This window comes from Roseomonas sp. KE2513 (assembly GCF_016107305.1).
Lineage (GTDB): Bacteria > Pseudomonadota > Alphaproteobacteria > Acetobacterales > Acetobacteraceae > Roseomonas.
This window is the reverse complement of record NZ_RCVR01000003.1, coordinates 280,598-305,486: the sequence shown is the minus strand read 5'-3', so window position 1 is coordinate 305,486 and position 24,889 is coordinate 280,598. Positions and strand designations below refer to the sequence as shown.

The window sequence follows — 24,889 nt, the reverse complement described above, 5'->3', positions numbered from 1 at the left end:
AGCGCTGGAGGCCGACGCGACCGGCGTGGCGGAGGAGCCGGTCGCGTTGCACGAGAACACCCGGGCCGGCGCCATCTTCCTGTTCGCCTTCGGCGGGATCCTGGCTGCCGGTGCCCTCTCCCTGCTCGCCCTGGACGTGCCCGGCGTCGGCGTCACGGAGGAGCGGATCGTGGCCGGCGCGGGCGGGGGGCTCGGCCTTCTTCTCATCCTCTTCGGGGTGCCGCTGCTGCGGCGGGGCGACAGGCCGTTCCTGGTCCTCCGCCCGAACTCCCTGCTCATCGGCGGGCTGGACCGCCCCATCCCCTGGGAGCACGTGGCGGATCTCGACATGTCCGTGGACCGGGGCCGCGTGATCACCCGCATCCTGCTCCCGCCGGAAGCGCTCTTTCCGGCCCGCCTGCCGCGCGGGCGCCGCGTGAAGCTCGACCCGAGGCGCCGCATCGTGACCTTCGCGGCCGCTCCGCCGCGCAACCTGAAGGTGCAGGGCTTCGCCGATCTCATCGCCCGCTACCGGCAGGCCGATGCGGCGCGCCGCATCCTGGCGCAGGAGGGACGACCCGATGCCGAAAATGTAACCGGCGCGTGACTTCTCCCTCGTGGGCGGCTTGCTAGCCTTTGGCCATGCAGAACAACACCCAACCGAACCAACCCCTCACTCTTCCGCCGCCGGAGGCCGACTGGCGGCAGACCCTCTGGGCCCTGCTGGGCACGCTGATGTTCGGCGCCATGCTCGCCGCCATGGCCGTCTACACGGTTCCGAACCTCGTCAGCGACTGGCGGATCCGCGACACGGCGGCGCCCGTGGCCGGCGGCCGCGTGACGGAGGGATCCTGCAGCTCCAAGCTCGTGCTCAACATCTGCGACGCCACGCTCTCCGTGCAGACGAAGTCGGGTTCGGTGTCGCGCGACGTGAACTACGTCTTCACGGACGTGCATTCCGGCAGCTACAGCGTCACCGTGCTCGCTGACCCCGCGCATCCGGAGCTGCCGACGACCGACATGGCCATGGAGAAGCTCTGGAACCGCACGATCACCCTGCTCGTCGGGGGCAGCATTCTGCTGGCACTCACCGTCGCGCCGATCATTGGCCTCATCCGGCGCCTGCGCGGCCGCGAGAACGCGGGAATGGCGTGAGAGGGCGCTGCCGGGCGGCAGGCATAGGCTGCCCGGGAACCGGCCACCCTTCGCGCAGGACCCCGCCGAGGCCAGGATGGTGAAGGTCACGCTCGACCTTTCGCGGCTGCTGCAGGAGGGACAGATCACGCGGGAGGAGCACGACCGCCTCTCCCGCCTGGGGCAGCGCGACACCGGCTCCCTGCTGGTCAACGCCCTCGTCGGCTTCGGCGTGGTCGCGGTCAGCGCCGGCATTGTGGCGCTGCTGCCAAGCCTTCTGACCGCCATCCCGCTTGGCCTTCTCCTGATGGCAGCCGGGGCTTGGCTGGCGCTCGTGGGCCACGCGCGATGGGGCGTGCTGGCCACCATCCTTGTCCTCGTCGCGGCGCTGCTGCTCGGCGCCAGTATCCTCCTGCTCAGCAGCGGCCAGACGAGCCTCAACGGCGCCTCACCTGCAGTGGGGGAGGAGGTGGGGCCGCTCCTCGGACTGCAGGCGGCCCTTCTCCTCGTCGCGGCGCTGTTCACCGGCTCCGCCATCCTGGTGGGCAGCGGACTGCTGATCGCGCTCGCGGTCCTGCTGCTCTCCGCCGCGCTCGGCAGCGGCGCCGCCTACGGACACGCCTTCTATGCGCTGGGCGTGGAGCAACCGCTGGCGACGGTGCTCGCCTTCTCGGCCCTGGCGGCGGTCGCACATGGGGGCGCGCCGCGCCTGCGTGCCGCGGGGGAGCGGCTGGCGAACATCGCGGCGCGCACGGCGCTGCTTCTTGTCAATCTCGGTTTCTGGGTCGGATCACTCTGGGGCGACGACGCCGGTTGGATCCAGCGCAGCCTCGGCCGCGCCATTCCGGCCGGCGCCTTCAGCATCGCCTGGGCCGTCGCACTGGCCGTGGCGGCGGTCTGGGCCGGACGGACGAACCGCCGCTGGGTGCTGAATCTTGCCTGCGTCTTCGGCGGCATTCACTTCTACACCCAGTGGTTCGAACGGCTCGGTGCCACACCTCTCAGCCTCTTCGGCGGCGGCGTGCTGATGCTCGCCTTTGCCCTCGGGCTGTGGCGCCTGAACGAGCGCTGGAGAGAGGGGGAGGCAGCAACGCACGAAGTGAGCAGCTAGGGTTCTTTCGCCACGCCCTAATGAGTCCGTGGCGCGCTTGGCTGCCGCCCAGGGTAGCACGTCCGTTTTCGCGCAGGGCTATGCGAAAGGATTGCTATGCCACCTGCTCGGAGCGATCGGGGCGCGGAGCATCGACCTGACCTACGCTCTGCTCCGCAACGGCGCTTACGACCAGAAGTCCCAGCCGAGCAGCTGCGTAAGCCGCACATGCACCGATCGCAACCGGTCCCGCGCTTCCGCGGCCTGCCCGGCCAGCACGGACGCTTCCAGGCACCAAGCCGCATCGGCCGGCGGCGGCCCCTCGCCATCCCATTCCACGAGGCAGATCGTCCCTTGCCCGGCCACTATCCGAAGCCCCCAGCCCTGCTCCAACTCGTCCAGGATGACCCTGCCCGGCGCGGCTTCCCCGACGCGGGACAGCACCTCCAGCACGCCGAGAGCTTCGGGAAGGGTGTCGCTCCAGGGCCAGGAGGCCAGAACCTCCTCGCTATCGAGAAGAGCCGGCCGAATGGCGAAGAAGGGAAAGGGTTCGGCCAGCGCCCTGGTCCTGCCGTGCGACTGGGCAACGCGGATCAGCCCATCGTAGTGCGCGGCCAGGACGTCCTCCTTCCCCGCCACGTCCGCGGCTGCCACCCGGGACGGCGCACGCAGGGGAAGGTTTGGCCTGGGCAGGGGAATACGCTCCGCCTCCCACTGCGTCGGGGTCATGCCACTCTCCGGCCCGACGTAGACGCTTTCGGCAACCAGGAAAAAAGCATCGCAGAGCGGGCTCGTGACCGGCCGTGCGGCCAACGTCCAGGCGGCGTCCTCCGCCGAGGGATCGTCCATGTTCATGCCACGGTCCATCGCCCGACGAAAGCGTCTCTCTGAGAGCCTGGCCCCAATCAGCCCGACAGAAAAGCCCGGAACCACTGGCCTTCCTGCCCGACACAGCAGGGGCTAGCGAAACTGCGAAGAAGCTAAAGAAGGTTGGCTGGGGCGCCAGGATTCGAACCTGGGAATGGCGGTACCAAAAACCGCTGCCTTACCACTTGGCGACGCCCCACCAGCCCTTGGCCAAGGAGCCTGGGCCGGGCGGAACATGTCCTCCGCCGCGCCCCGCGTAAAGCCCCGAAAGGCAGCTTTCGACCGCGCTCAACCGCCGCGCGCGGCACCACCCCAGCGCCACCAGGCGGCGGGCAGCGCCTCCGCCGCCCGTGCCGCCCGCTCGCCATCCGCGAAGACGGCGAAGCAGGTGGCGCCGGAGCCGCTCATCCGGGCCATCAGCGCCCCCGGCAGGGCCTCCAGCGCGGCCAGCACCGCCGCCACCGGCGGGCAGAGGGCGATGGCAGGCGGCTCCAGGTCGTTCCGCAGCGCCCGCAGCCCCTCCGCCAAGGCTGCGGCATCCGTCCAGCCCGAGGGCAGCGCGGCGGGGGCCGAGAAGGCGCCCTTGCGCCCGGCGAAGACAGCCGGTGTCGGCAGGGCGACGCGCGGATTGGCGAGAACCAGCCCGAAGGCTGGAAGGCGCGGCGCCGGGGTCAAAACCTCGCCCACGCCCCTCATCCGCGCCGGAAGGGAGCCAATGCAGACCGGCACGTCCGCACCCAATCGCAGGGCCAGCGCCTCCAGCCGCGCCGCACCCATCTCCAGGCCCCAGAAGCGGTCCAGCGCCCGCAGCGCGGCGGCCGCGTCGGCCGAACCGCCGCCGATCCCGGAAGCCACCGGCAACCGCTTCTCAAGGTGCAGCGCGGCGCCCGGCAGCGGGCGCTCCGCGGCTTCGGCCAGCAGCCGCGCCGCCCGCAGCACGAGGTTGTCGGGTTCTGCCGAGAGGGCGCCCCCCTCCGGCCCGCCGAGGTCGAGCGTCACGCCCTCCCCCGCCCGCACCGAAACCTTGTCCGCGGCACCGGCAAAGACCACGAGGCTGTCGAGCAGGTGATACCCGTCCGCCCGCCGGCCGGTGACGTGCAGATGCAGGTTCACCTTCGCGGGCGCGTCCTCCGAGGGTGTCACGGACCGGTGCACCGCACGCTCATCGCAGCGCCGTGGCGGAGGGCAGGCCGTCGCGCAGCTTCGCCTCCACCCGCGCCGCGTCGCCCGCCTCCAGCTCCATGCCGAGCGCCCGGCGCCATTGGAAGCCCGCCTCCGCACGGCGCCCGGCCGCCCAGTAGGCGTCGCCGAGATGGTCGTTGATGACCGCGCTGCGCGCCTCCAGCTCCGCCGCGCGCTCCAGCCAGCGAATGGCGCCCGCAAGGTCGCCTGTCCGGAACAGCGCCCAGCCGAGACTGTCGGCGATGTTGCCGTCCTGCGGGCGGGCGGCCACCGCGCGCTCCAGCATGCCGCGCGCCTCGTCGAGCCGCTCCCCGCGCTCCACCCAGGCATAGGCGAGGTGATTCAGCACCGAGGGCTGGTCCGGTGAGAGCGCGAGCGCCTGCCGCAGATCCGCCTCCGCCCCCGGCCAGTCCCCCGCCAGCTCGCGCACCACCGCGCGGGCGTAATACAGCGGCCAGTCCGCGGCGCCGCGACGGGGGAGGCGCTCGATCGCCACTCCATAGGCGGCCGCGGCCTCGGCGTGCCGGCCCTGGGCCCGCAGCACGTCGGCGATCGCCACGGCCGGCTGCGGCGCGCCCGGCTGGGCATCGGCCATGCGCCGCAGCAGAACCACCGCCTCCTCCCCCCGCCCGAGGCGGCTGAGCAGCGACGCCCGGCGCAGCGCGGCGAGCGGCGCCATCGCGTCCTCCGAGGGCACGCTGGTGAGCACCGCCAGCGCGGATTCGGAGTGGCGCTCATCCGCCAGGCTCTCGGCGGCGAGGATAAGGGCCGGCGCGAAGCCCGGCCGCAGCCGCAGCGAGAGCCGCGCGAGGATAAGGGAGAGCTCCGGCGCCCCCTGCCGGCGGAGCGAGGCCCCGAGCGCCACCTGCGCCTCGGCCATCCCCTCGACCGGGGAGGCGACCGCGCGCCCGGACAGCGCCGCGCGCCGCGCGGCCGTGCCGGCCGTGAGCGCGACGTCGTCGGAACCGAGCGCCATGGCGTCGAAAAGCCGCCCGCCGTCCGCCTCCCTCCCGGCGCGGGCGAGGATCCCGGCCGCGATGGTCGTCAGCCGCAGGTTGGGCTCCCCGGACTCCGCGACAGCGATGCGAATCATCCGCTCGGCCTCCCGCACGCGCCCGGCGAGGTCCGCGATCATCGCCCCGTGCAGCGCGGCCACCGCGCGGAGCTGCCCGCCCTCCACGAAGGGCCGGAGGGTCGCGAGCGCCGCGTCGGCGTTCCCGCGCCCGGCCTGGGCCCAGGCCAGCAGCAGGGGCTGGAGGATCTGCGCGCTGCCCTGACGGGGAAGGCCGCGGATGCGCGCCTCCGCCCGATCCCAGCGCCCGGCCTGGGCGTCGGAACCGGCCAGCAGCAGCGCGGCGAGCTGGCTCTCGGGCAGGCGGCGGGCCAGGCGCACCGCGTCCGAACGGCCATCCATCACCGCGGCGCTGAAGGCGCGCGTTAGGATCTCCGGCTCGTCCGGATCGGCCGCGAGGGCGGAGAGAAGCGCGTCCGCTGCGGCCGAGGCATCGCTCTCATTCGCGGCCAGCCGCCCGGCGAGATAGGCGCCGAAGACGCCCTCAGGCGCCGCTACCGGAGCCGGAACAGGCACACCCCGCCGCGCGGCCACTGGCGAGGCAGCGGGCGCCGCCTCCATCGGGCCTGCCCCCTCGGCGCCCGGCGCGGATACGGAGTTCCCGCCCGCGGCACAACCGGTGAGCAGGGCTGCCGCCAGCAGCAGCATCCGGCCGCGCCGGCTCTTGCCGAGGGGACGGCCGGGGGGCGCGAGAGGGGCGGCGGGGGGTGGAAGGACCTCGGGCGGCATCATGCGGTGCAGCGTAGGATCACTAGCCCGTGAGACGCCAGCACCACCTTCTCTGCCGGTCCTCAGGCCTATGGACTGTGGCATTCCTGCGGCAGTTTCAAACCATCGGAGAAGGAGTTTCCTCACGAAGAGGGAATTTCCCGGTCATGACAGGCTGTGTTTCGCTCCGTAACGTCTTGTCCGACCGGTGGAGCAACGAATTCGATGCGTGCCTTGATCGTCCTCCTCGCGCTGCTCGCAGGCCTCGCGGCCACGCCGGCAGAGGCACAGAACCGCTTCTGGCTGATCAACAACACCAGCGACACCATCCAGACGGCGAATGTCTCCGCCTCCCGCCTCTCGAACTGGGGACCGGATATCCTCGGCAACAGCGTGCTGCCCGCCGGCAACCGCGTCTTCGTCACGCCGAACTTCGGGGACTGCATCCTCGACGTGCGCGTGACCTATGCCAGCGGGCGGGAGGAGACCCGGATGGGCCTCAATGCCTGCTCCATCAGCACGATCGCCTTCGGCGGTGGCGGCGGAGGGGCCGGGGCGGGCGCCACTGTCGGCATGGGCCCCGGCGCGGGCGCGACTATCGCGGCGCCGCGCGGCGGGAACCCCTCCTTCAACTTCGTCAACCGCTCCGGGATGGTCATTCGAGAGCTTTACATCTCGCTCTCCTCCCAGTCGAACTGGGGGGCGGACCGGCTGGGCAGCAACGTGATGGGGCCGGGCCAGACCCTCTATATCCAGCTACCGAACGGCGGCAGCTGCGCGGCCGATATCCGCGTGGTCTACAACAACGGTGCCTCCGCCGAACGGCGCGGCGTCGAGACCTGCAGCCGCACCGACGTCGTCTGGCGCTGAAACGCGGCCGTCCTGCGGGAAGGTCTGCAGGGCGCCGGTTTCACATCCTTGTTCCCTCCTTGTTCTTGACGATTAGGGGGCGGAATGCCCAAATCTTGGAGAACACAAGGCGAACTCCATAGGAGGCCATCATGCCGGACGGCAGCCTGGGCAGCCCTCTTCCTCTCGGCCGATCCCCACTCCACCGGGGCCGCGGCGCGGTCTCCAACCCGCCGAACCGCTTCGAGCGCGCGCGCACGGACGCCTTCGACGATGGCTGGGGAACGCTTGCCGAGACGCTGGCCGACCTGCCGCCGCTGGCCACCTCCCTTACGCGGGACAACGCCCGCTCGGCCCTGACCTGGAACGACAGCCCGGATATCGGCTTCGACCGTTCGGTGAACCCCTACAAGGGCTGCGAGCACGGCTGCATCTACTGCTACGCCCGGCCCACCCACGCCTATATCGGCCTCTCCCCGGGCCTCGACTTCGAATCCCGCCTCCTGTTCAAGCCCGAGGTCGCGAGCCTGCTGGAGAAGGAGATCAGCAAGCCCGGCTACGTGCCGCGCCCGATCGCCCTCGGCTCCAACACCGATCCCTACCAGCCGGTGGAGCGCACCCTGCGCCTGACCCGCTCGGTGCTCGAGGTGCTGGAGCGCTTCAACCACCCCGTGACCATCGTCACCAAGTCCGCGGGCGTGCTCCGGGACATGGACATCCTGACCCGCATGGCCGCGCGCAACCTCGTGCAGGTCTGCCTTTCCGTCACCACGCTCGACAACCGCCTCGCCCGCATCATGGAGCCGCGCGCGGCCACACCGCTGCGCCGCCTGGCCGCGATGCACGAGCTCTCCCGAGCCGGTATCCCCGTCGGCGTCCTCGCCGCGCCGATGATCCCCGGCGTGAACGATGCGGAGTTGGAGAAGGTGATGGAGGCCGCGCACGCCCACGGCGCCCGCTCGGCCGGCTACGTCCTGCTGCGCCTGCCGCTGGAAATCCGGCAGATGTTCGAGGACTGGCTGAACGCCCACATGCCCGACCGCGCCGCCCGCGTCCTCGCCCTCGTTCGCGAGACCCGCGCCGGCAAGGCCTACGACCCCCGCTTCGGCATCCGCCAGACCGGCACCGGCCCCTATGCCGACATGCTGGCCCGCCGCTTCGCCGTCATGATGAAGCGCCTGGGCATGGACAGCGCGCGGGAGAACGGCTCGCTCGACTGCTCGCAATTCGCGGTGCCGGGGGCCGAGGAGCGGCAGCTGGTTCTGCTCTGATCGAGGCGGTGGCCCCAGGAGGAGGCGCTGCTTCCTCCTGAATCCCCGGGCAAACGCGAAACGTTTGTCCCGAGCGGAGATGGCTCGGCCACCCCGATCTGTTTGACGTGCACGAGGTCCATGACCTCAGGCGACTGAGTGGTCAGCCTGCGCGGCAAAAATGATCTTTCAAGGGCGCTGTTCTTGCCTAGCTGGTACGGAAAAACAGAGCGCGGAGTCCGGGGAGCCCGTTGGCTCCCCGGCGGAGGGTCTGGGAGGCAGGGCCTCCCAGAGGCCACCAACACTGACCCCTTACTGAACCCGCACGTAGCGCAGCGGGAAGTAGTTATCCGCCATCAGCTGCAGCGTGACATTCTGCCGCGCTGCCCAGACCACCACCTGCTGGTGAAGGGGAATATGCCCCACCTCCTCGGTGTGGATGCGGTTCGCCTCGTTGATCAGCTGCTGGCGCTTCGCGGGGTCGAGTTCCACGCCGATCTGGTTCGTCAGCTCGTCGAAGCGCGCGTTGCTCCAGCCGCCCGAGTTGAACACACCGCGCGTGCCGCCGCGGGTGCCCATGATGTTGTAGAAGGTGTTGTGCGCGTCGTAGGTCGTGGGCGTCCAGCCGAGCATGTAGAAGCTCGTCTGGTAGCGGGGCGCCAGGATTTCCGCGAAGTAGCGCGCGCGGGTCTGGGCGTTCAGCGTCACGCGGATGCCGATGCGCGCCAGCATGGAAACGACGGCGGTGCAGATCGCTTCGTCGTTCACGTAACGGTCGTTCGGGCAGTCCATCGTCACGCCGAAGCCGTTGGGATAGCCGGCCTCGGTCAGCAGGCGCTTGGCCGCGTCGATGTTCGGCCGCACCACGCGGTCCTCGGACTCCACGAAGCCGTTCACGCCCGGGCCGAACATGAGCGAGGTCGGCCGCGACTGGCCGCGCATGATGCGCGTCTTGATCGCCTCAAGGTCGATCGCCTGCTGCATCGCGCGGCGCACGCGCACGTCGCGGAAGGGATTGCGGCCGCGTACGTCGGACTTCAGCAGCTCGTCACGAGACTGATCCATGCCGAGGAAGACGGTGCGCAGCTCCGGCCCCTGGTGAACGCGCACGCCTTGCGCGCGGCTCAGCCGGTCGGTGTCCTGCGGCGGCACGGTATAGACCATGTCGATCTCGCCCGAGAGAAGGGCGGCGATGCGGGTCGCGTCGTTGCCGATGACGTTGAACACCACCTCATCGAGGTTGTGCTCCGGCTTGTCCCACCAGTTCGGGTTCGGGCGCAGCACCGTGCGGCGGTCGGGCTCGCGGCTGACCAGCACGAAGGGCCCGGTGCCGTTGGTGTTGCGGGTGGCGAAGTTCTCCTGGCCGGTCGTCAGGTCCACGGCCTGGGTGGCGTTGTTCGCCTCCGCCCAGCGCTTGGACATGATCCCCCAAGTGGTGATCTCCTCGAGAAAGATCGGATCGGGCGTGTTCGTCTCGAACTCGACGGTGAAGTCGTCGATCTTCCGCAGCTCCTTCACCGAGGAGAGCACGGAGGTGAGGTTCGAGCCCTGCGCGCGCACGCGGGTCGCGCTGAACAGCACGTCGTCGGCGGTGAAGGGCGTGCCGTCGTGGAACTTCACGCCCTGGCGCAGGTGCAGGCGCCACACGGTGGGCGCGGTCTGCTCCCAGGAGGTGGCGAGCGCGGGCTCGATCTTCAGCTCGCGGTTCCGCCGGACCAGCGGCTCGTAGATGTTCGAGGTGAAGGAGAGAAGGAAGGTCTCGTTCCGCGCGTAGGGGTCCATGGAGTTGACGTCACCGTCATTGGCCCAGCGGAAGGTCGCGGCATCGGCGGCGCCCATGCCGGCACCCGCGCAGAGCATCAGCGCCGCGGCGCCGGCCAGGAGGTATCGTCGCATCCCTTGTCTCCCCATTCGGAATCCCGTGGGGAGGCTAGTCGGGCGCGGAGGAAAAGCAAACGGGGACGCACCGGCCCGCGCAAACGCGAACGGGGGCCCTGGGGCCCCCGTCCAGGTCAGCTCCGATCCGAAGACCGGCTCAGGCGGCGCGCAGCGCCCGCGGCAGGTCAGCGACGGCCTTGTCCACCATCGCGGCATCGGCCTCAGCCGTCAGCTTCTCCGCGATGACAGAGCGCGCGGCACTGGCCGCGATCTCGGCCGCGGCCTGGCGCACCTCGGCCAGCGCGCTCGCCTCGGCGGCGGCGATGCGGTCCATCGCCATGCGCTCGCGCCGGGCGGCGCTCGCCTCGGCCTCGGCGGTCGCGGCGGCGGCCACGCGGTCGGCCTCGGCACGGGCGCGGGTGATCATCGCCTCCGCCTCGGAAACGGCGGCGGCACGGTCGGCCTCGGCCTGCTTGCGCATGGCCTCCGCCTCGGCGCGCAGCCGGGTGGCCTCGGCCAGCTCGGTCCGCACGCCCTCGGCGCGGGCGTCGAGCGCGGCCATGGCCTTCGTCCAGACGTTCCGGCCAAGCAGCAGCAGGAAGATGACGAAGGAGACGGCGACCCAGAACTTCGGGTCGAGCCAGAAGTGCTCGTAATGGTGCATCACGCCGCTCCCGAGGTGATGTTGCGGGCTGCCAGCTCGCGGCCGACCGCGGCCTCGACGGCCGTCTTGTCGTCAAGGCCCGAGAGCCGCTTCACCAGTGCGTCGGTCGCGTCCGTCGCGGCCTCGCGCAGCGCGGCCATGGCGGAATCGCGGGCGGCGGAGATGCGCGTCTCGGCCTCCGCGATCTGCGCGTTCAGCTTCTCGGCCAGGGCCTCGTTCCGGCGCGCGGCATCGGCCTGGGCGGCGGCGGCGGCGGCGGCGACGGAGGCCTGGGCCTCCGCACGGGCGCGGGCGGTGCTGTCGCGCTGGCCGGCCTCGGCGGCCTCGGCCTCGGCGCGGGCGTCGCGGGCAGCGTCGAGGTCGGCGCCGATGCGGGCGCGGCGATTCTCCAGCACCTCGGCCACCGGCGGCAGCAGGTAATGGGCCGCGAGGAAGACCAGCAGGCCGAAGATCACGAAGAGCCAGACCACCTGGGCGATGGTCAGCGGGTTGCCGAAGTCGAGCTGCGGCATGCCGCCCGCGTCGGCGGCCTCATGCGCGGCCTGGTTGTACTCGGCCGCGGTGCGGTTGGCTTCCCGGATCGCGTTCGCGCGGTCGCTGTCCGCCTGCACGGGGGGGCTCGGCGGGCGCCCACCGGGCAGCGGCTCGTCGGTGCGGACCGGGCCGGTCGGCGCCGGGGCGGTCACGTGCTGGGCGAGGGCAGCCGGCGCCTGCGCGAGCAGCAGGCCGATCACCGCAAGGCGCCAGAACGAACCGTGGGGCAGGCGGGGCATCATGTCTCCGTTCCTCGGCAGGCGGGCGAGGAGGCCGCGCTGAAAGGGCGAACGGGCGGGCAAGCCTCCAGAAGGCCTACCCGCCCGAAGCGCGGACCCGATCAGGCGAAGAGGATGAGGAAGGCGATCAGCAGCGCGAAGAGCGCGACGGCTTCCGTCAGCGCGAAGCCCAGAATACCGATCGGGAAGACCGCGTCGCGGGCCGAGGGGTTACGGGCCACGCTGTTGATCAGCGAGGAGAAGATGTTGCCGATGCCGAGGCCCACGCCGAACAGCGCGATCACGGCGAGGCCGGCACCGAGCGCCTTGTAGGCGCCGAGATAGGCGGCGGGGTCGTTCATCTGAGCTTTTCCTTGTCTGGAAGAGTTTGCTGGCCCGCGCGGCGCTTAGTGCAGATGCACTGCGTCGTGCAGGTAGATGCTGGTGAGGATCGCGAAGACATAGGCCTGAAGGAAGGCAACGAGGATCTCGAAGCCGATCAGGGCCACGTTCACCGCGAGCGGCAGGGCGGCGCCCAGGAAGCCGACGGCGCCCAGCGAGCCGATCAGCACGATGAAGGTCGCGAAGACCTTCAGCATCACGTGTCCCGCGACCATGTTCGCGAAGAGACGGATGGAGAGGGAGATCGGCCGGGAGATGTAGGACACGACCTCGACCGGGATGATGATGGGCGCGAGCCAGAGCGGCGCGCCCTCGGGAAAGAAGTAGCCGAAGAACTTCTTGCCGTGGATCGCCAGCGCCACGATCGTCGTCACCAGGAACACCAGGATCGCCAAGCCGAGCGTGACCGCGATATGCGAGGTGTAGGTGAAGGCGTAGGGCAGCAGGCCCAGCATGTTCCCGAACAGCACGAACATGAAGAGCGCGAAGACGAAGGGGAAGTAGCGGCGCCCCTCATGGCCGACCTGGCCGATGAGCACGCCCTCCACGAATTCGTAGAGCATCTCGGCCGCCGACTGCAGCCGGCCCGGCACCACCGCGCGGTGGCGCATGCCCACCATGAACAGCAGGGTGATCAGCCCCACCGCGAGAAGCATGTGCGCGTTGGACTGGGAGAAGCCCACGGCCCGCCCGATGGGCCCGAGAACCGGGACCAGCTCGAACTGGCTCAGCGCGTCGATCGTCTTGCCTTCGGCGGCCACGTGTCGGTCCCTGCGTTACGGCTCAAGGGTTACAATCAAGGCTGGGCGTTCGGGCGGGGCTTGAACAGCCGGTAGACGTTCAGCACCCCCGCGGCGCCACCCACGAGGAAGAAGACAAGGAAGAGCCAGGGGAAGGTCCCGAGCCATCGGTCGAGCAGGAAGCCCAGACCCGCGCCCGCGATCAGCGCCGCCACGACCTCGACCCCCGCGCGGAAGCCTATTCCCCACGGTCCCGTCGGCAGTCCCCCTTCCGCCTTGGCGGGGTCGGGGTCCAGGCCCTGCTTGGCCCTGGCCTGCCGAAGTCGGTCGTCGAAGCCGTCCCGGTGTTCCACCTTGCTCTCCCGAGGCATCCCCCCGGAAGGCAGGGGGTCCCTAAATTGCGGTCCATGTGGTGTCAAGCGCGTGCGGTGCGGCAAAGGCAGCGCGACACGCCATCCTGCGCGGCGCGCGGCCCCCGGCAAAGGGGGGTCAGGCGCCGATGAAGCCACCCGATTGCCGCGCCCAGAGCCGCGCATAGGCGCCGTTCCGGGCCAGGAGGGCGGCGTGCGAGCCCGTCTCCACCACCCGCCCCGCCTCCAGCACCACCAGCCGGTCGAGGCTCGCGATGGTGGAAAGGCGGTGCGCGATGGCGATCACCGTCTTCCCCTGCATGAGGGTCGCGAGTTGCTCCTGGATGGCCGCCTCCACCTCCGAGTCGAGCGCGCTGGTCGCCTCGTCCAGCACGAGGATGGGAGCGTCCTTCAGCAGCACCCGCGCGATGGCGACGCGCTGGCGCTGCCCGCCGGAGAGCTTCACCCCCCGTTCCCCCACATGGGCGTCGTAGCCCCGCCGCCCCCGCCAGTCGGAAAGCGCCTTGATGAAGCCCGCCGCCTCCGCCCGCCGCGCCGCCTCCTCCACCTCCGCCATCGAGGCATCGGGCCGGCCGAAGCGGATGTTGTCGAGGATGGAGCGGTGCAGCAGCGCCGTATCCTGGGTCACGAGTCCGATCGCGCCCCGCAGGCTCTCCCCCGTCACCCCCGCGATGTCCTGGCCGTCGATGGTGATCCGCCCCGCCTCCGGGTGGAAGAAGCGGAGGAGAAGGTTCACCGCCGTCGTCTTGCCCGCGCCGGACTGCCCGACCAGCCCGACCCTCTCCCCCGGCGCCACATCGAGGTCGAAGCCGTCCAGCACCGCGGCGTCGCGGCGGCCATAGCCGAAGCGCACCCCCTCGAAGCGGATGGCGCCGCGGGTGACACGCAGCGGGCGGGCGAGCGGCGGGTCCGGCTCGGTGGGCGGCACGGCGATGCTTCGCATGGCCTCCTGCACCACGCCGATGTTCTCGAAGATGCCGGCGACGTTGAAGGCCACCCAGCCCGACATGTTCGCGATCTGCCAGGCCATGGGCAGGGCGGTCGCCACCGCCGCCACGGCCAGCCCGCCATGCGCCCAGAGCGCGATGGCCGTGCCCGCCATCCCCACCAGCAGCACCGCGTTCAGCGTGGAGAGCAGCGCCGCATTGGCCGTGACCATGCGGGACTGGCGCTGGAAGGTGTCGGTCAGGCCGCGCACGCCCTCCTGCACGAAGGCGTCCTCCCGCTCCGCCCGGGCGAAGAGCTTGATCGAGAGGATGTTCGTGTACGCGTCCACGATCCGCCCCGTCAGCAGGCTCCGCTGCTCGGAGGCGGCGCGCGAGCGGTCGCGCATCCTCGGCACCACGAAGCGCAGCAGGGCGGCGTAAGCCACGAACCAGACGAGGATGGGTAGCGCCAGCCGCCAGTCCGCGCCGCCGAGCCAGAGCACCGCGCTCGATCCGTAGACGAGGATGTACCAGACGGCGGTCACAGCCTGGACCACCGATTCCCGCAGCGCCGGCCCCGCCTGCATCACCCGGTTCGCCACGCGCCCCGCAAAATCCTCCTGGAAGAAGGCCCAGCCCTGGCGCGAGACCAGCCGGTGCGACTGCCAGCGGATGAGGCTCGTGAAGGCCGGGTTAATCCCCTGATTGGTCACGAGGTTCTGCGCGAGGATCGCGGCGGGCCGCAGCACCAGCAGCACGACGCCCATGAGCAGAAGGCTGCCCCCCGCCTCCGCCCAGAGCTGCCCCGGCTCATGGGCGTTGAGCAGCGCCACCACCCGCCCGATGAAGACGGGGATAAGGCTGTCCAGCAGCGCCACCAGCATCCCCGTGGCGAATAGGGCAATGACGAGCGCGCGGGCTTGGCGGGCGAAGTGCCAGTAGAAGCCGAGAAGGGTGTCCGGCGGCGGCCCTTCCGGCACCGGCACGCCGAAGGTCCTGGCGGCCTGCTGCCCTGGCGGGGCGATCGGGTCGATGAAGGATTCGAGGACGCGGAAGGGCATGCGCGCGATGTGGGGTCGGACCGGAGGCCCCGCCACCGCCGCGTCGCGGAGGGTTCCGCCCCGCGCTGCCCTCAGGGCAGCGCTTCGGTCCGGAACAGCGACACGCGCAACCCGCCATGCGGCACCGGCGCGCCCACCGGCAGGAAGGGCAGCCCTGTCGCATGGGCGAGCCTCGGATCGGCCGCGACGATTCCCACGCGCCAGCCCGAGAAGCGGCTCCGCAGCGCCTGGCCGAAGGCGCGATAGAGTGCGGAAAGCTCTCCCCGGTCGCCGAGCCGGGTACCATAGGGCGGATTGGCGATCACCAGCCCCGGCGGCCCCTCCGGTGGCACGATCTCGCTGATCGTGGCCTGCCGGAACTCGGTGAAGTCGGTCACCCCCGCGCGCGCCGCGTTCGCCCGGCTCATCGCGACGGCGCCGGCGTCCCGGTCGCTCCCGTGGAAGCGGGCCGGCGGGGTGCGGGCGCTCCGCACTTCCCGCATGCGCCCCCAGGCCTCGGGGTCGAAACTCGCCAGCCTCTCGAAGGCGAAGTGCCGCGCGCGGCCGGGGTTGAGCCGCGCCGCGATCTCCGCCGCCTCGATGACGAAGGTGCCGGAGCCGCACATCGGGTCCAGCACGGGCTCCGCGCCCCGGTAGCCGCATCCGAGCAGGAAAAGCGAGGCCATGGTCTCGCGCATCGGCGCCGCGTTCACGGCCTCCTTGTAGCCGCGCTTGTGCAGGCTCGGGCCGGAGGTATCGACGCTGATGGTGCAGGTGTCGTGCTCGATCCGCGCGCGCACGAGAACCTCGGCCTCCGCTAATTCCGGGGCTCCCAGGGTCTCGCGGATGGCCGTCGCGATCCGTTCGGCCGCCGCGCCGGAGTGGTAGATGCGCGACGCCGCGCAGGTCGCCTCCACCCGGAAGGGCATGTCGGGCCGCAGCACCTCCGCCCAGGGCACCCGGCGTGCCCGCGCATCGAGCTGCGCGAGATGGGTGACGCGAAAGCTGTCCAGCCGCGCCAGCACGCGCCCGGCGCCGCGCACCCAGAGATTGGCGCGCCACACCTCCGGCCAGCCGCCCCGGATGGTGACGCCGCCCGGCACAGCCCGGGGGCGGTTGAAACCCTTGCCGCGCACCTCCTCCAGCAGCAGGGCTTCCAGCCCCGGCGCGGTCGCGAGAAAGATCTCGAAGTTGCCGTCTCTCGTCATCCTGCCTGCGCGACCGGGGTTGAGGTTCGCGGCGCCTTCCCGCCGCTTGGACGAGGAAAGGACCAGGGCGCCGCCCGCTCCCCTCTTACGGGCATTCGGCGCCACTTGCGCCCCCCTCGGCGAAGAGAGGTGCGGCGGCCCTGGAGAGGGCTCTGCCCTCTCCAGACCTCACCCGCCAAGGGCTTGAGGCCCTTGGATCCCCGTCTGGCTGACGCGGATACGCTGACCGAGGGCCGGCTTCCTTGAGCGCCCTTCCTGCGCGTGCAGTCGCCTCGGGTCATGGACCCGAGGCGCACCAGCCACAGAACATCTCGAACTTGAAAAAGAAGATGATGGTGAGGGGTCCGGGTAGAGGAAGAATTCCTTCTTCCTCTACCCGGAATCACCAGCGCCGCCCCGTCAGACGAAGCGCAGCGCCAGGAACCCCCCGACGATGGCGAGTGCCGTCACCCCCGCGATGAGGTTCAGCCGCCGCTCGATGAATTCCCGCGCCGGCGGCCCGTAGCGGCGCAGCAGGAAGGCAAGGAGGAAGAAGCGCGCCCCGCGGGTGATGATGCTGCACACAAAGAACACAAGCAGCGAGAAATGCGCGGCCCCCGAGGCGATGGTGACGATCTTATAGGGGATCGGCGTCAGCCCCTTGATGAGGATGACCGCCGCGCCCCAGCGCTCGAACCAGCCCGTGAAGGTCGCCAGCGCGTCTGCGTGGCCGTAGGCCGAGAGAACCGGCATCGCCACCGCCTCGAAGAAGAAGGCGCCGATCGCGTAGCCGAGGAGTCCACCGAGCACCGAGGTGATCGTGCAGACAAAAGCGTAGTGGTAGGCGCGCTCCGGCCGGGCGAGGCACATGGGAATGAGCATGGCGTCCGGCGGGATCGGAAAGACACTGCTCTCCGCGAAGGAGACGACGCCCAGCAGCGTCGGCGCCCTGGGATGGGCCGAGAGGGCGATGATCCGGTCGTAGAGGGCGCGTAACATGCGCGGGGGCATCCCACGCGGCGCCCGCAGGGGCAAGGCGGAAACGCGCGGCGGGGCAGCGGGGCGGGCATCCCGTCTTGCGGCCCCGCGCGTCTCGGGAAAGAGTACCGTCCCATCGAGCGAGCGCCCGCCCCTGCCCCAATCCGCCGGCCCCTGCCTCAGCGAGGCACTCTCCTCTCGCCTCGCCGCCATCGCGCTGGACCATGTCGAGCGGGAATACCCGCACAAGCCCGACCACGTGCTGGAAGGCGCGGCGGACGCCCGCACTCCCGCCGCCTTGCACCCCGTCTTCTTCGGCAGCTTCGACTGGCATTCCTGCGTCCACGCGCATTGGATGCTGGCCCGCCTTCTCCGCCGCTTCCCCGGCATGCCCCAGGCGCCCGCGATCCGCGCCCTGCTTCACCGCCGCCTGACGCCCGAGGCGGTGGCGGGGGAATGCGCCTATCTCACCCGCCCCGCCGCCCGCGGTTTCGAGCGGCCCTATGGCTGGGGCTGGCTGCTGGCCCTCGCCGCCGAGCTGGCGCTGCATCCGGAGGAGCCCTGGTCGCGCGACCTGGCGCCGCTGGCCGAAGCCTTCGCGGGGCGCCTCCGCGACTTCCTGCCGCTCGCTACCTATCCCGTCCGCACGGGCACGCACGGCAACACCGCCTTCGCCCTCCTCATGGCCGCCGATGTCATGGAGGCGGAGATCGCCCCCTTCGCCCGCCGCTTCTACGGCCCGGATCGCGACTGCCCCGCCTGGGGCGAGCCCGGCGGCGACGACTTCCTCTCGCCCAGCCTGGTGGAGGCCGCGCTGATGGCCCGCCTGCTGCCACCGGCCGAGTTCGCCCCCTGGTTCGACGCCTTCCTGCCCCGCCTGCCCGAGGGGCAGCCCGCCACCCTCCTCACCCCCGCCACCGTCTCGGACCGTACGGACGGCAAGATCGCCCATCTGGACGGCCTGAACCTCTCCCGCGCCTGGTGCTGGCGTCGCCTTGCCGCCGCCCTGCCGGAGGGTGATGCGCGCCGTCCCGCCATGCTCGCCACCGCCGCCGCCCATCTCAAGGCCGGGCTGCCGCACGTCGCCGGGCATTACATGGGCGAGCACTGGCTCGCGACTTTCGCGGTGCTGGCGCTGGAGGGCTAGGGCAGGCCCGCCCGCCGCATGTATCCTCCCGCGCAGCACGGCCGGGGCCTAGGCGCCACCCCGGCCCGGACACCAGGGGGGGAACGAGTGCGCGCGCCATCCTGCACCGCCCGCGAGCCCCCGCCCGCCCGCCTCGCGCCCCCCGAGCGCCAGGGCAGCCTGCGGGACGGCCTCGCCTTCTACGCCATGCTCGCGGTGCTCGGCGCGTGCTTCCTCGGCTGGGGGCTGATCGCCTACCCGCTCTCCCTCGTCCTCCCGCCGCGAATCGGCCGGCCCTTCGGCCGCCGCGCCATCACGATCGGCTTCGGCGGGCTGCTGCGCCTCATGGAGCGCGCGGGGATCGTGGAGCTGGACCTCGCCGGGTTGGAGCCCCTTCGCAGCGCGCGGGGCCTCGTCGTCGCGCCGAACCACCTCTCGATGATCGACGTAATGCTCGTCGTCTCCTACCTGCCGGACGCGGTCTGCATCATGAAGGCGGGGCTGGAGCGCAACCCGGCCCTCGGGGGCGGGCGCCTCGCGGGCTACATTCCGAACGGCGAACCCCGCTGGGTCTTCGCCCGCGCGACGGAGGCGCTGCGCTCCGGCGCCAACCTCCTCGTTTTCCCCGAGGGCACGCGCTCGCCCGACGGCCTGCTCGGCCCCTTCCACCCTGGCTTCGCCCTCATCGCCCGCCGCGGCGGGGCCCCGGTGCAGACGGTCCTCATCGAGAGCAACACCCGCTATCTCGGCAAGGGCTGGCCGTTCTGGCGCCGCCCGGCCTTCCCCCTCCGCTATCGCGCCCGCCTCGGCGAGCGCCTTTCCGTCGAGGGCCCCGCCGCGGAGTTCGCGGAGGCTCTTCGCCAGCGGCACGCCGCCGCCCTTGGAACGAGGCCCCGTTGAGCAGCGCCCACCTCGTCCTCATTCCCAGCTACAACACCGGTCCCAAGCTGGCCGAAACGGTCGCGGCCGCCCGCGCCGCCTGGCCTGCCGTCTGGGTGGTGGTGGACGGCAGCACCGACGGCTCCGCCGCCCCGCTGGGCGCCATCGAGGATCCCGGCTTCCGCCTCATCGAGCGCCCCGTGAACGGCGGCAAGGGCGCCGCCCTGCTCGACGCCCTGCAACGCGCGGCGGCCGAGGGCTTCACTCACGCCCTGACCATGGACGCGGACGGCCAACACCCGGCGGACCGCATCGCCGACTTCATGACCGCCTCCGCCGCGCGGCCCGAGGCCATGGTGCTGGGCACCCCCGTCTTCGGCCCGGAGGCCCCGCAGATCCGCGTGCGCGGGCGGCGCGTCTCCAACTGGTGGGCGGGCCTGGAAACCCTCTGGTCCACCCCAGGGGGCGAGGCGATCGCGGACAGCCTTTTCGGCTTCCGCGTCTACCCCATCGCCCCGCTCCTCGCGATCATGGGCCGCACGCGATGGATGCGCCGCTACGACTTTGATGCCGAGGCTGTTGTGCGCCTCGCCTGGGCCGGGGTTCCCGCCCTCAACATCCCCGCCAGGGTGCGCTACCTCGCCCCTGCCGAGGGCGGGAGTTCCCACTTCCGCTACGGCCGCGACAACCTGCTGCTCACCGGCATGCACGCGCGGCTGATGACCGGCTTCCTCCTGCGCCTGCCCGCGCTGCTGCTCCGACGAGGCCGCTCATGACAAGCTTCAGCTCCCCTCCGGCCCCCTCCGCCCGCATCGAGGTCCGCCGCGGCGGCGTGACCGAGAGCGCCCACCAGGGCACCGCCGTGGTCGCTGATGCCACGGGGCGCCTCCTGCACGCCTGGGGCGACCCCGGCCTGCTCACCTTTCCCCGCTCCTCCCTCAAGCCCTTCCAGGCTCTCTCCCTCGTGGAGAGCGGCGCCGCGGACGGGCTCGACTCTGCCCACCTCGCCCTCGCCTGCGCTTCTCACCGCGCCGAGCCCTTCCAGGTTGCCATGGTGGAGAGATGGCTCCACCGCCTCGGCCGCCCCGAATCCGTCCTTGTCTGCGGCCCCGCCTTCCCGATGGACGAGGGAGACCTCGTCGATGCCGCCCGCACCGGCGGCAAGCGCCGGGTCTTCCACAACTGCTCCGGCAAGCACTGCGGCTTTCTCGCCGCCGGCGCCGCCTTCGGTCAGCCCGAGGGCTACGAGCGGCCCGACCACCCCGCCCAGCGCCACTGGCTCGCCGCCTTCTCGGACCTCATCGGCCACGACGCCACGGCCCTGCCCCGCGGCACCGACGGCTGCGGCCTTCCCGCCCTCGCCATGACCATGACGGACGCCGCCCGCGCCGCTGCGCGCTACGCCGCCCTTGCCGTGCCCGATGCCCGGCGCGAGGCCGCCATCCGCCGCCTGCTCGCGGCGCTCCGCGAGCACCCCGCCCACCTCTCCGGACGCGGCCGCCCCACCGAGCGCATCGTCGCCGCCACGGAAGGCCGCGTGCTGCTGAAGGAGGGCGCGGAAGGCTTCGTCCTCGGCTTCGTGCCGGAACGAGGCCTCGGCATCGCCGTGAAGATCACGGACGGCGCCACGCGCGGAAAAATGGCGCTCTTCGCAACCGTCCTCGGCCGCCTGGGCCTTCTGCCCGCCGACAGGACCGCCGAACTGGCGCGTGCGGTGGAGGCGCCGGTGCTGGACAGCAACAACCGCGTGGTTGGTGAGGTCGCAGCCCTGCCTCTGGCCTGAGCCGGTGATCCCGGAGAGGGCGCTGCCCTCTCCAGACCTCTCTTGCCAAGGGCCTGAGGCCCTTGGATCCCCCTTGGCTGTCGCGGAACCTTATCTGAACAGGCAGTCGCCTCGGGTCGTCGGCCCGAGGCGCACCGCCGCCCAGTATTGCTAACTCAAAGAAAAAGATGAGAGGGGGCCTGGGGGAGAGGATTCCTTCTCTCCCCCGGAGTCACCCGCGCCGGCCGATCAGGCCGTATTCCCATCCCGCAGCGCGTCGTAGGCCGCACGCACCCGGTCCGCCCCGTAAACCCGCTCCAGCCGGCGCACCAGGAAGTGGGCCGCGGCCACGGACCGGAAGTGTTCGAGGAAGGCGAGGTTGATCGCCGCCCCTGCCGCCGCCCCGATGACCGGCACCGCCTGGGCGGAGAGCTTCAACCCGACGGTTCCCGTGAAGCGCGCCGCGATGGCGCCGAGGAAGCCCGGCACGAGGCCGGAGACGAGGCTGGTGGCGGCATTGGGCAGCATCTGGGCAAGGGCGATGCGGGCGGCGAAGTAGCCGGTCTCCGCGATGTCGTCCTCCGCGTTCGCGGGGCTGCCGAGCGCGAAGACGGCCATGCATTCGGCGGCCGTCGAGGGCGTGCGCGGATCCTCGCCAGCGGCGGCGGCCTCGGCCGCGATCTGGCGGAGGAGGACGGTGGTGGAGATCGGCAGCTCGGCCACGGTGCCGAGGAGGCCGAAGGCCCCGCCGGCGGCGCCGGTCGCGGCCGCGACACCCCGGTGGAACCAGGCGGTGTCGATACCGAAGGGCGTGCGCCGGGGCTCGGTGCCGACGGCGGTGGACCAGGCCTTCTCCAGCGCCTTGCTGACGGCGGCGTCCACCTGCTCGCGGATATTCGCGGGCAGGCGGGCCTTCAGCGCCTCCACCGGCGTGCCGGCGATGGCTGCAAGGCGGGCCGCAACGGAGGGCCCCTCGAGCGTCGCCACGGCCTTGGCGAGGCCGAGCTGGGCGTCCTCGGGGAGGGTCAGCAGGGCGGGCAGCGTCCCGGACGGCGCGTCGGAGGATGTGGTGCTCATAGGGCAACAAATGGTGCGCGGCGGGCCGGGTTGCATCGGCGGGGAACGGCCCGGCGCGTTGATCCGGCACGGGCTTGGCCCTATCCCCCGCTGGGAACGAATCGGGGGCCTGGGCAGAGGTGGTGACGCTGGCGGTGCTGGGCGCGCTCGCGCTCCTGGTCGCGATCGGGGGATGGGCCTGGTGGAGCATCGCGGCCCGCCGCAAGGCCATCGCGGCGCTGGTCCGCGACTGCCCGAGCCTCGAGGACCGGCTGGAGGGGCGCGACGCCACCCTCCTGTTCAGCGGGACCGAGGAGATGCTCGGCATCGCCTCCCGGCGCGTCACGAAGCTCATTCCCTATGCCGTCATCCGCAAATGGCGGACCGAGCCGGTCTATAACCGCGCGGACCGGCGCGTGGGCTGGAACTTCCTCATCGAGACGGCGGACCCGCGGGAGCCGCTCTGGACCATCCGGCTGCGCTCGGGGCCTGGAACCTCGGTGCCGAACTTCTGGATGGCGAAGTTCAGCGCGCACCTCAACGGCTGAGGGGCGCGGGCCCTGCTTGCCACTGATATCAACTCGCATTAGCAACTCATTGACCAGCGCGCCCTCGCCGCGCGGCCGATGGGAACCCCGCCCTTGCCCGACCCCTCCCCGCGCCGCCTCCCGGGCCTCTCTCCGATCCTGTTCCAGATCCATTGGTTCATCGGCATCACGGCCGGGATGGTGCTGATGGTGGTCGGCGTCACCGGCGCCCTCCTCTCCTACCAGGATGAGATCCTGCGCGCGCTGAACCCGGGCGTGCTCTCCGTGGCGGCCCGCCCTGAGCCCGCCCTGCCCCCGGCCGAGCTGATCCGCCGGATCGAGGCGGCGAGCGGCGGCCGCGTCGCCTCCCTCACCCTCGCCGCCGCGCCCGACCGGCCGGCGCGCGCCTTCCTTACCCCTCGTGAGGCGCCCCCGCCCGGCACCCGCCCGCGGCGCGAGTTGCGCCTCGCCGACCCGCGCGACGGCAGCCTCCTCGGCACGCCCGTCGGCGAGGGCTTCTTCCGCACCACGCGCGAGCTGCACCGCTGGCTCCTCGCCGGGGCAGAGGGCCGGATCGTCGTGGGCGTCTCCACCATCGCCCTCGTCGTCCTCTCCCTCACCGGCCTCTATCTCCGCTGGCCGCGACGGGTGCTGAGCTGGCGGGCCTGGTTCCGCATCGACCCGAAGCTCCGCGGCCGTGCCCTGCTCTGGCGACTCCACGCGGTGATCGGCACCTGGGTGCTGCCACTTTACGTGCTGGCGGGGCTGACGGGGCTCTTCTGGTCCTTCGACTGGTACCGCAACGCCCTCTTCGACCTCACCGGCGCTCCCCGCCCCAATGCGGAAGCCGGTCCGCCGCGCGGCGAGGGCGCGCAAGGCCAGGGCGAGGCGCGCGCGCGGGGCGAGGGCCGCGCCGTCCGCCCGGCGGTCGACCTCGACGCCGCCTGGACCGTCTTCCTGCGCGAGCGGCCGGACTACGCCACGGCCCAGCTCCGCCTTCCCAACCCCGGCCAGCCCCTCCGCATCACCTATGTCGAGGCGGAGGCGGCACATGAGGACGCGCGCAGCAGCGTCGCCATCAACGCCGCCGGCGAGGTGGTGGAGCACCGCCGCTACGCCGAGCAGCCCCTCGGCCACCGGCTGATGGGCAGCATCCTGGCGCTGCACAGCGGCTCCTATTTCGGGCCGCTGGGCACCGCGCTGATGATGGTCGCGAGCCTCGTCATGCCGCTCTTCGGCATCACCGGCTGGATCCTCTATCTCGGGCGCCGGCGGATGAAGGCGGCCCGCGCCGCGGCAGGGGGCCGCCGGCCGCGCCCCGCCGGCGAGGCGCCCGCGCCGCCCGAGGGCAGCCGGGCCTGACCCCCGGCCCTAGAGCCAGCCCTTGCGCTTGAAGTAGACCAGCGGCAGCAGCGCGCTCGCGACCATCAGCAGCAGGGCCCAGGGATAGCCCAGCGCCCATTTCAGCTCCGGCATGTTGTCGAAGTTCATGCCGTAGATGCTCGCCACCAGCGTCGGCGGCATGAGGGCGACGGACGCGACCGTGAAGGTCTTGATGATGCCGTTCTGGTCCATGCTGATGATGCCGAGCACGGCGTCCAGCAGGAACTGCGCCTTGGCCGCCATGGTGTTCGCGTATTCCACGAGGGAGCGCACGTCGCGCACCAGGGTCTTGATCATCACCTGGTTCTCCTTGCGGACCGCGTTCGACTTCTCCGCCCCCACGAAGGTGAGGATGCGCGTCAGGCCGAGCAGGGTGTCGCTCGCCCGGCTCGTCACCTCCCCCACCTGGCCGAGGGTGAGCAGCGCCTGGCGCAGGTCGAGGTCGCGCTTGTTCGCCTTCACCCCCAGGTTGCGGGCGTTGCGGAAGGTCGTCTGGCTCGCGCGGTCCATCTCGCTCGCGGTGCGCTCGAGGATGTCGGCCAGCCGGTCCACGATCTGCTCGAAGAGGTGGAGCATCACGCCGTCGGGCGTCCGCAGCAGCGGCATCCCCTGCCGCTGGGCACGCACCGCGAAGACCGAGAAGGCCTTCGGCGTCGCGTAGCGCACCGTGATCAGCGCGCTGGGGGCGAGGACGAAGGTGATGGGGGTGGAGCCGAACTCCCCCTCCTCCGCGCCGTAGAGGAAGGCTGCGGTGAGGAAGAGCACCTCGCCCTCCTTATAGAGGCGCGAGGAGCTCTCGATCTCCTGCATCTCCTCGCGCGTCGGCACCTCGATGTGAAGCGCGTCCTGCACCGCCCGCTCCTCCTCCGGAGTCGGGTTGAGGAGGTCGATCCAGGTGGAGGCGGCGATCGACTCGGCCGTGTCGAGGCCCCCGTGGACGGCGCAGGCGCCGCCGCGGAGGGAATAGGTGGTCATCATGCGCGGTGTCTCCCGGCGTCCGGGCGCAGGAATCGGGCAAAGAAGGAAGAGGCGGTCAGTGCCTTGGGCCAACCCCTCTGGACCCGCGCGCGGTGGCCCGCAAGCGCGG

25 protein-coding genes and 1 tRNA gene are annotated in these 24,889 nt (G+C 71.6%); 11 read left to right on the top strand and 15 right to left on the bottom strand.

What is annotated here, in order from left to right; all coding sequences use genetic code 11:
• The 3 genes from D9599_RS05160 to D9599_RS05150 form a co-directional block, all read left to right on the top strand.
• The coding region (locus tag D9599_RS05160; RefSeq protein ID WP_198380132.1) for a hypothetical protein at positions 1 to 586 on the top strand (586 nt) is incomplete at its 5' end.
• A gap of 35 nt (positions 587 to 621) precedes the next feature.
• Entirely contained in the window at positions 622 to 1,134 is a 513-nt protein-coding gene (locus D9599_RS05155; RefSeq protein ID WP_198380131.1) for a hypothetical protein, read from the top strand.
• 76 nt (positions 1,135 to 1,210) lie between these two features.
• Positions 1,211 to 2,224 carry a hypothetical protein gene (locus D9599_RS05150; RefSeq protein ID WP_198380130.1) on the top strand — a complete coding sequence of 338 codons (1,014 nt, stop codon included), beginning with the start codon at positions 1,211 to 1,213 and terminating at the stop codon, positions 2,222 to 2,224.
• Positions 2,225 to 2,389: 165 nt separating this feature from the next.
• Here the strand turns inward: D9599_RS05150 and D9599_RS05145 are convergent, their stop codons facing one another.
• The 4 genes from D9599_RS05145 to D9599_RS05130 form a co-directional block, all read right to left on the bottom strand.
• Complete coding sequence (locus tag D9599_RS05145; protein WP_198380129.1) at positions 2,390 to 3,058, bottom strand: hypothetical protein; 669 nt, start codon at positions 3,056 to 3,058, stop codon at positions 2,390 to 2,392.
• A 136-nt stretch (positions 3,059 to 3,194) separates the two neighbouring features.
• Positions 3,195 to 3,269, bottom strand: a tRNA-Gln gene (locus D9599_RS05140).
• A gap of 89 nt (positions 3,270 to 3,358) precedes the next feature.
• Positions 3,359 to 4,225 (bottom strand): 4-(cytidine 5'-diphospho)-2-C-methyl-D-erythritol kinase, encoded by an 867-nt coding sequence (locus D9599_RS05135; protein WP_309228542.1) that lies wholly within the window; start codon positions 4,223 to 4,225, stop codon positions 3,359 to 3,361.
• Positions 4,226 to 4,232: 7 nt separating this feature from the next.
• Entirely contained in the window at positions 4,233 to 6,056 is a 1,824-nt protein-coding gene (locus tag D9599_RS05130) for a tetratricopeptide repeat protein (RefSeq protein WP_232480139.1), read from the bottom strand.
• Between the two features lie 201 nt (positions 6,057 to 6,257).
• Between D9599_RS05130 and D9599_RS05125 the strand changes: the two genes are divergently transcribed.
• A complete protein-coding gene (locus D9599_RS05125) occupies positions 6,258 to 6,902 on the top strand; it encodes a Tat pathway signal protein (RefSeq protein WP_198380128.1) in 645 nt (214 codons plus the stop codon).
• 131 nt (positions 6,903 to 7,033) lie between these two features.
• Positions 7,034 to 8,152 carry a PA0069 family radical SAM protein gene (locus D9599_RS05120; protein ID WP_198380127.1) on the top strand — a complete coding sequence of 373 codons (1,119 nt, stop codon included), beginning with the start codon at positions 7,034 to 7,036 and terminating at the stop codon, positions 8,150 to 8,152.
• 291 nt (positions 8,153 to 8,443) lie between these two features.
• Here the strand turns inward: D9599_RS05120 and D9599_RS05115 are convergent, their stop codons facing one another.
• From D9599_RS05115 to D9599_RS05075, 9 genes are all read right to left on the bottom strand, one after another.
• Positions 8,444 to 10,027: an ABC transporter substrate-binding protein gene (locus D9599_RS05115; protein WP_198380126.1), complete on the bottom strand. Its 1,584-nt coding sequence runs from the start codon at positions 10,025 to 10,027 to the stop codon at positions 8,444 to 8,446.
• Positions 10,028 to 10,166: 139 nt separating this feature from the next.
• On the bottom strand, positions 10,167 to 10,673 hold the full coding sequence (locus tag D9599_RS05110; protein WP_198380125.1) for a F0F1 ATP synthase subunit B: 507 nt from the start codon (positions 10,671 to 10,673) through the stop codon (positions 10,167 to 10,169).
• A complete protein-coding gene (locus D9599_RS05105; RefSeq protein WP_232480138.1) occupies positions 10,673 to 11,449 on the bottom strand; it encodes a hypothetical protein in 777 nt (258 codons plus the stop codon). The genes D9599_RS05110 and D9599_RS05105 overlap by 1 nt, the downstream gene beginning before the upstream one ends.
• A 98-nt stretch (positions 11,450 to 11,547) precedes the next feature.
• Entirely contained in the window at positions 11,548 to 11,787 is a 240-nt protein-coding gene (locus tag D9599_RS05100) for an ATP synthase subunit C family protein (protein WP_043832786.1), read from the bottom strand.
• A gap of 45 nt (positions 11,788 to 11,832) precedes the next feature.
• Positions 11,833 to 12,588: a F0F1 ATP synthase subunit A gene (locus D9599_RS05095; protein ID WP_043832784.1), complete on the bottom strand. Its 756-nt coding sequence runs from the start codon at positions 12,586 to 12,588 to the stop codon at positions 11,833 to 11,835.
• A gap of 35 nt (positions 12,589 to 12,623) precedes the next feature.
• Positions 12,624 to 12,920, bottom strand: coding sequence for an AtpZ/AtpI family protein (locus D9599_RS05090; RefSeq protein ID WP_309228541.1), 297 nt, complete (start codon positions 12,918 to 12,920; stop codon positions 12,624 to 12,626).
• A gap of 136 nt (positions 12,921 to 13,056) precedes the next feature.
• The gene (locus tag D9599_RS05085; protein WP_198380123.1) at positions 13,057 to 14,925 is read right to left on the bottom strand and encodes an ABC transporter ATP-binding protein; all 1,869 of its coding nucleotides are present in this window, start codon (positions 14,923 to 14,925) and stop codon (positions 13,057 to 13,059) included.
• A 71-nt stretch (positions 14,926 to 14,996) separates the two neighbouring features.
• On the bottom strand, positions 14,997 to 16,112 hold the full coding sequence (locus D9599_RS05080) for a class I SAM-dependent RNA methyltransferase (RefSeq protein WP_198380122.1): 1,116 nt from the start codon (positions 16,110 to 16,112) through the stop codon (positions 14,997 to 14,999).
• A gap of 399 nt (positions 16,113 to 16,511) precedes the next feature.
• Entirely contained in the window at positions 16,512 to 17,090 is a 579-nt protein-coding gene (locus D9599_RS05075; RefSeq protein WP_198380121.1) for a YqaA family protein, read from the bottom strand.
• Here D9599_RS05075 and D9599_RS05070 point away from each other — a divergent pair.
• The 4 genes from D9599_RS05070 to D9599_RS05055 all read left to right on the top strand — a co-directional run bounded on the left by D9599_RS05070 (position 17,089) and on the right by D9599_RS05055 (position 20,857).
• Positions 17,089 to 18,216, top strand: a complete 1,128-nt coding sequence (locus D9599_RS05070) for a DUF2891 domain-containing protein (RefSeq protein ID WP_198380120.1) — start codon at positions 17,089 to 17,091, stop codon at positions 18,214 to 18,216. The genes D9599_RS05075 and D9599_RS05070 overlap by 2 nt on opposite strands.
• Before the next feature lie 87 nt (positions 18,217 to 18,303).
• On the top strand, positions 18,304 to 19,095 hold the full coding sequence (locus tag D9599_RS05065; protein WP_198380119.1) for a 1-acyl-sn-glycerol-3-phosphate acyltransferase: 792 nt from the start codon (positions 18,304 to 18,306) through the stop codon (positions 19,093 to 19,095).
• Complete coding sequence (locus D9599_RS05060) at positions 19,092 to 19,850, top strand: glycosyltransferase family 2 protein (protein ID WP_198380118.1); 759 nt, start codon at positions 19,092 to 19,094, stop codon at positions 19,848 to 19,850. The genes D9599_RS05065 and D9599_RS05060 overlap by 4 nt, the downstream gene beginning before the upstream one ends.
• The gene (locus D9599_RS05055; RefSeq protein WP_198380117.1) at positions 19,847 to 20,857 is read left to right on the top strand and encodes an asparaginase; all 1,011 of its coding nucleotides are present in this window, start codon (positions 19,847 to 19,849) and stop codon (positions 20,855 to 20,857) included. Before D9599_RS05060 ends, D9599_RS05055 begins: the two co-directional genes overlap by 4 nt.
• A 228-nt stretch (positions 20,858 to 21,085) precedes the next feature.
• Here D9599_RS05055 and D9599_RS05050 read toward each other — a convergent pair whose 3' ends face one another.
• Positions 21,086 to 21,913 (bottom strand): EcsC family protein, encoded by an 828-nt coding sequence (locus D9599_RS05050; RefSeq protein WP_198380116.1) that lies wholly within the window; start codon positions 21,911 to 21,913, stop codon positions 21,086 to 21,088.
• A gap of 74 nt (positions 21,914 to 21,987) precedes the next feature.
• Between D9599_RS05050 and D9599_RS05045 the strand changes: the two genes are divergently transcribed.
• Together D9599_RS05045 and D9599_RS05040 are read left to right on the top strand one after the other, a co-directional pair.
• The gene (locus tag D9599_RS05045) at positions 21,988 to 22,440 is read left to right on the top strand and encodes a hypothetical protein (RefSeq protein WP_198380115.1); all 453 of its coding nucleotides are present in this window, start codon (positions 21,988 to 21,990) and stop codon (positions 22,438 to 22,440) included.
• Positions 22,441 to 22,533: 93 nt separating this feature from the next.
• Positions 22,534 to 23,781, top strand: coding sequence for a PepSY domain-containing protein (locus tag D9599_RS05040; protein WP_198380114.1), 1,248 nt, complete (start codon positions 22,534 to 22,536; stop codon positions 23,779 to 23,781).
• A gap of 9 nt (positions 23,782 to 23,790) precedes the next feature.
• On the opposite strand, the gene D9599_RS05035 is transcribed toward D9599_RS05040, so the two are convergent.
• Positions 23,791 to 24,780 carry a magnesium transporter CorA family protein gene (locus tag D9599_RS05035; RefSeq protein WP_198380113.1) on the bottom strand — a complete coding sequence of 330 codons (990 nt, stop codon included), beginning with the start codon at positions 24,778 to 24,780 and terminating at the stop codon, positions 23,791 to 23,793.
• Positions 24,781 to 24,889: the final 109 nt, after the last annotated feature.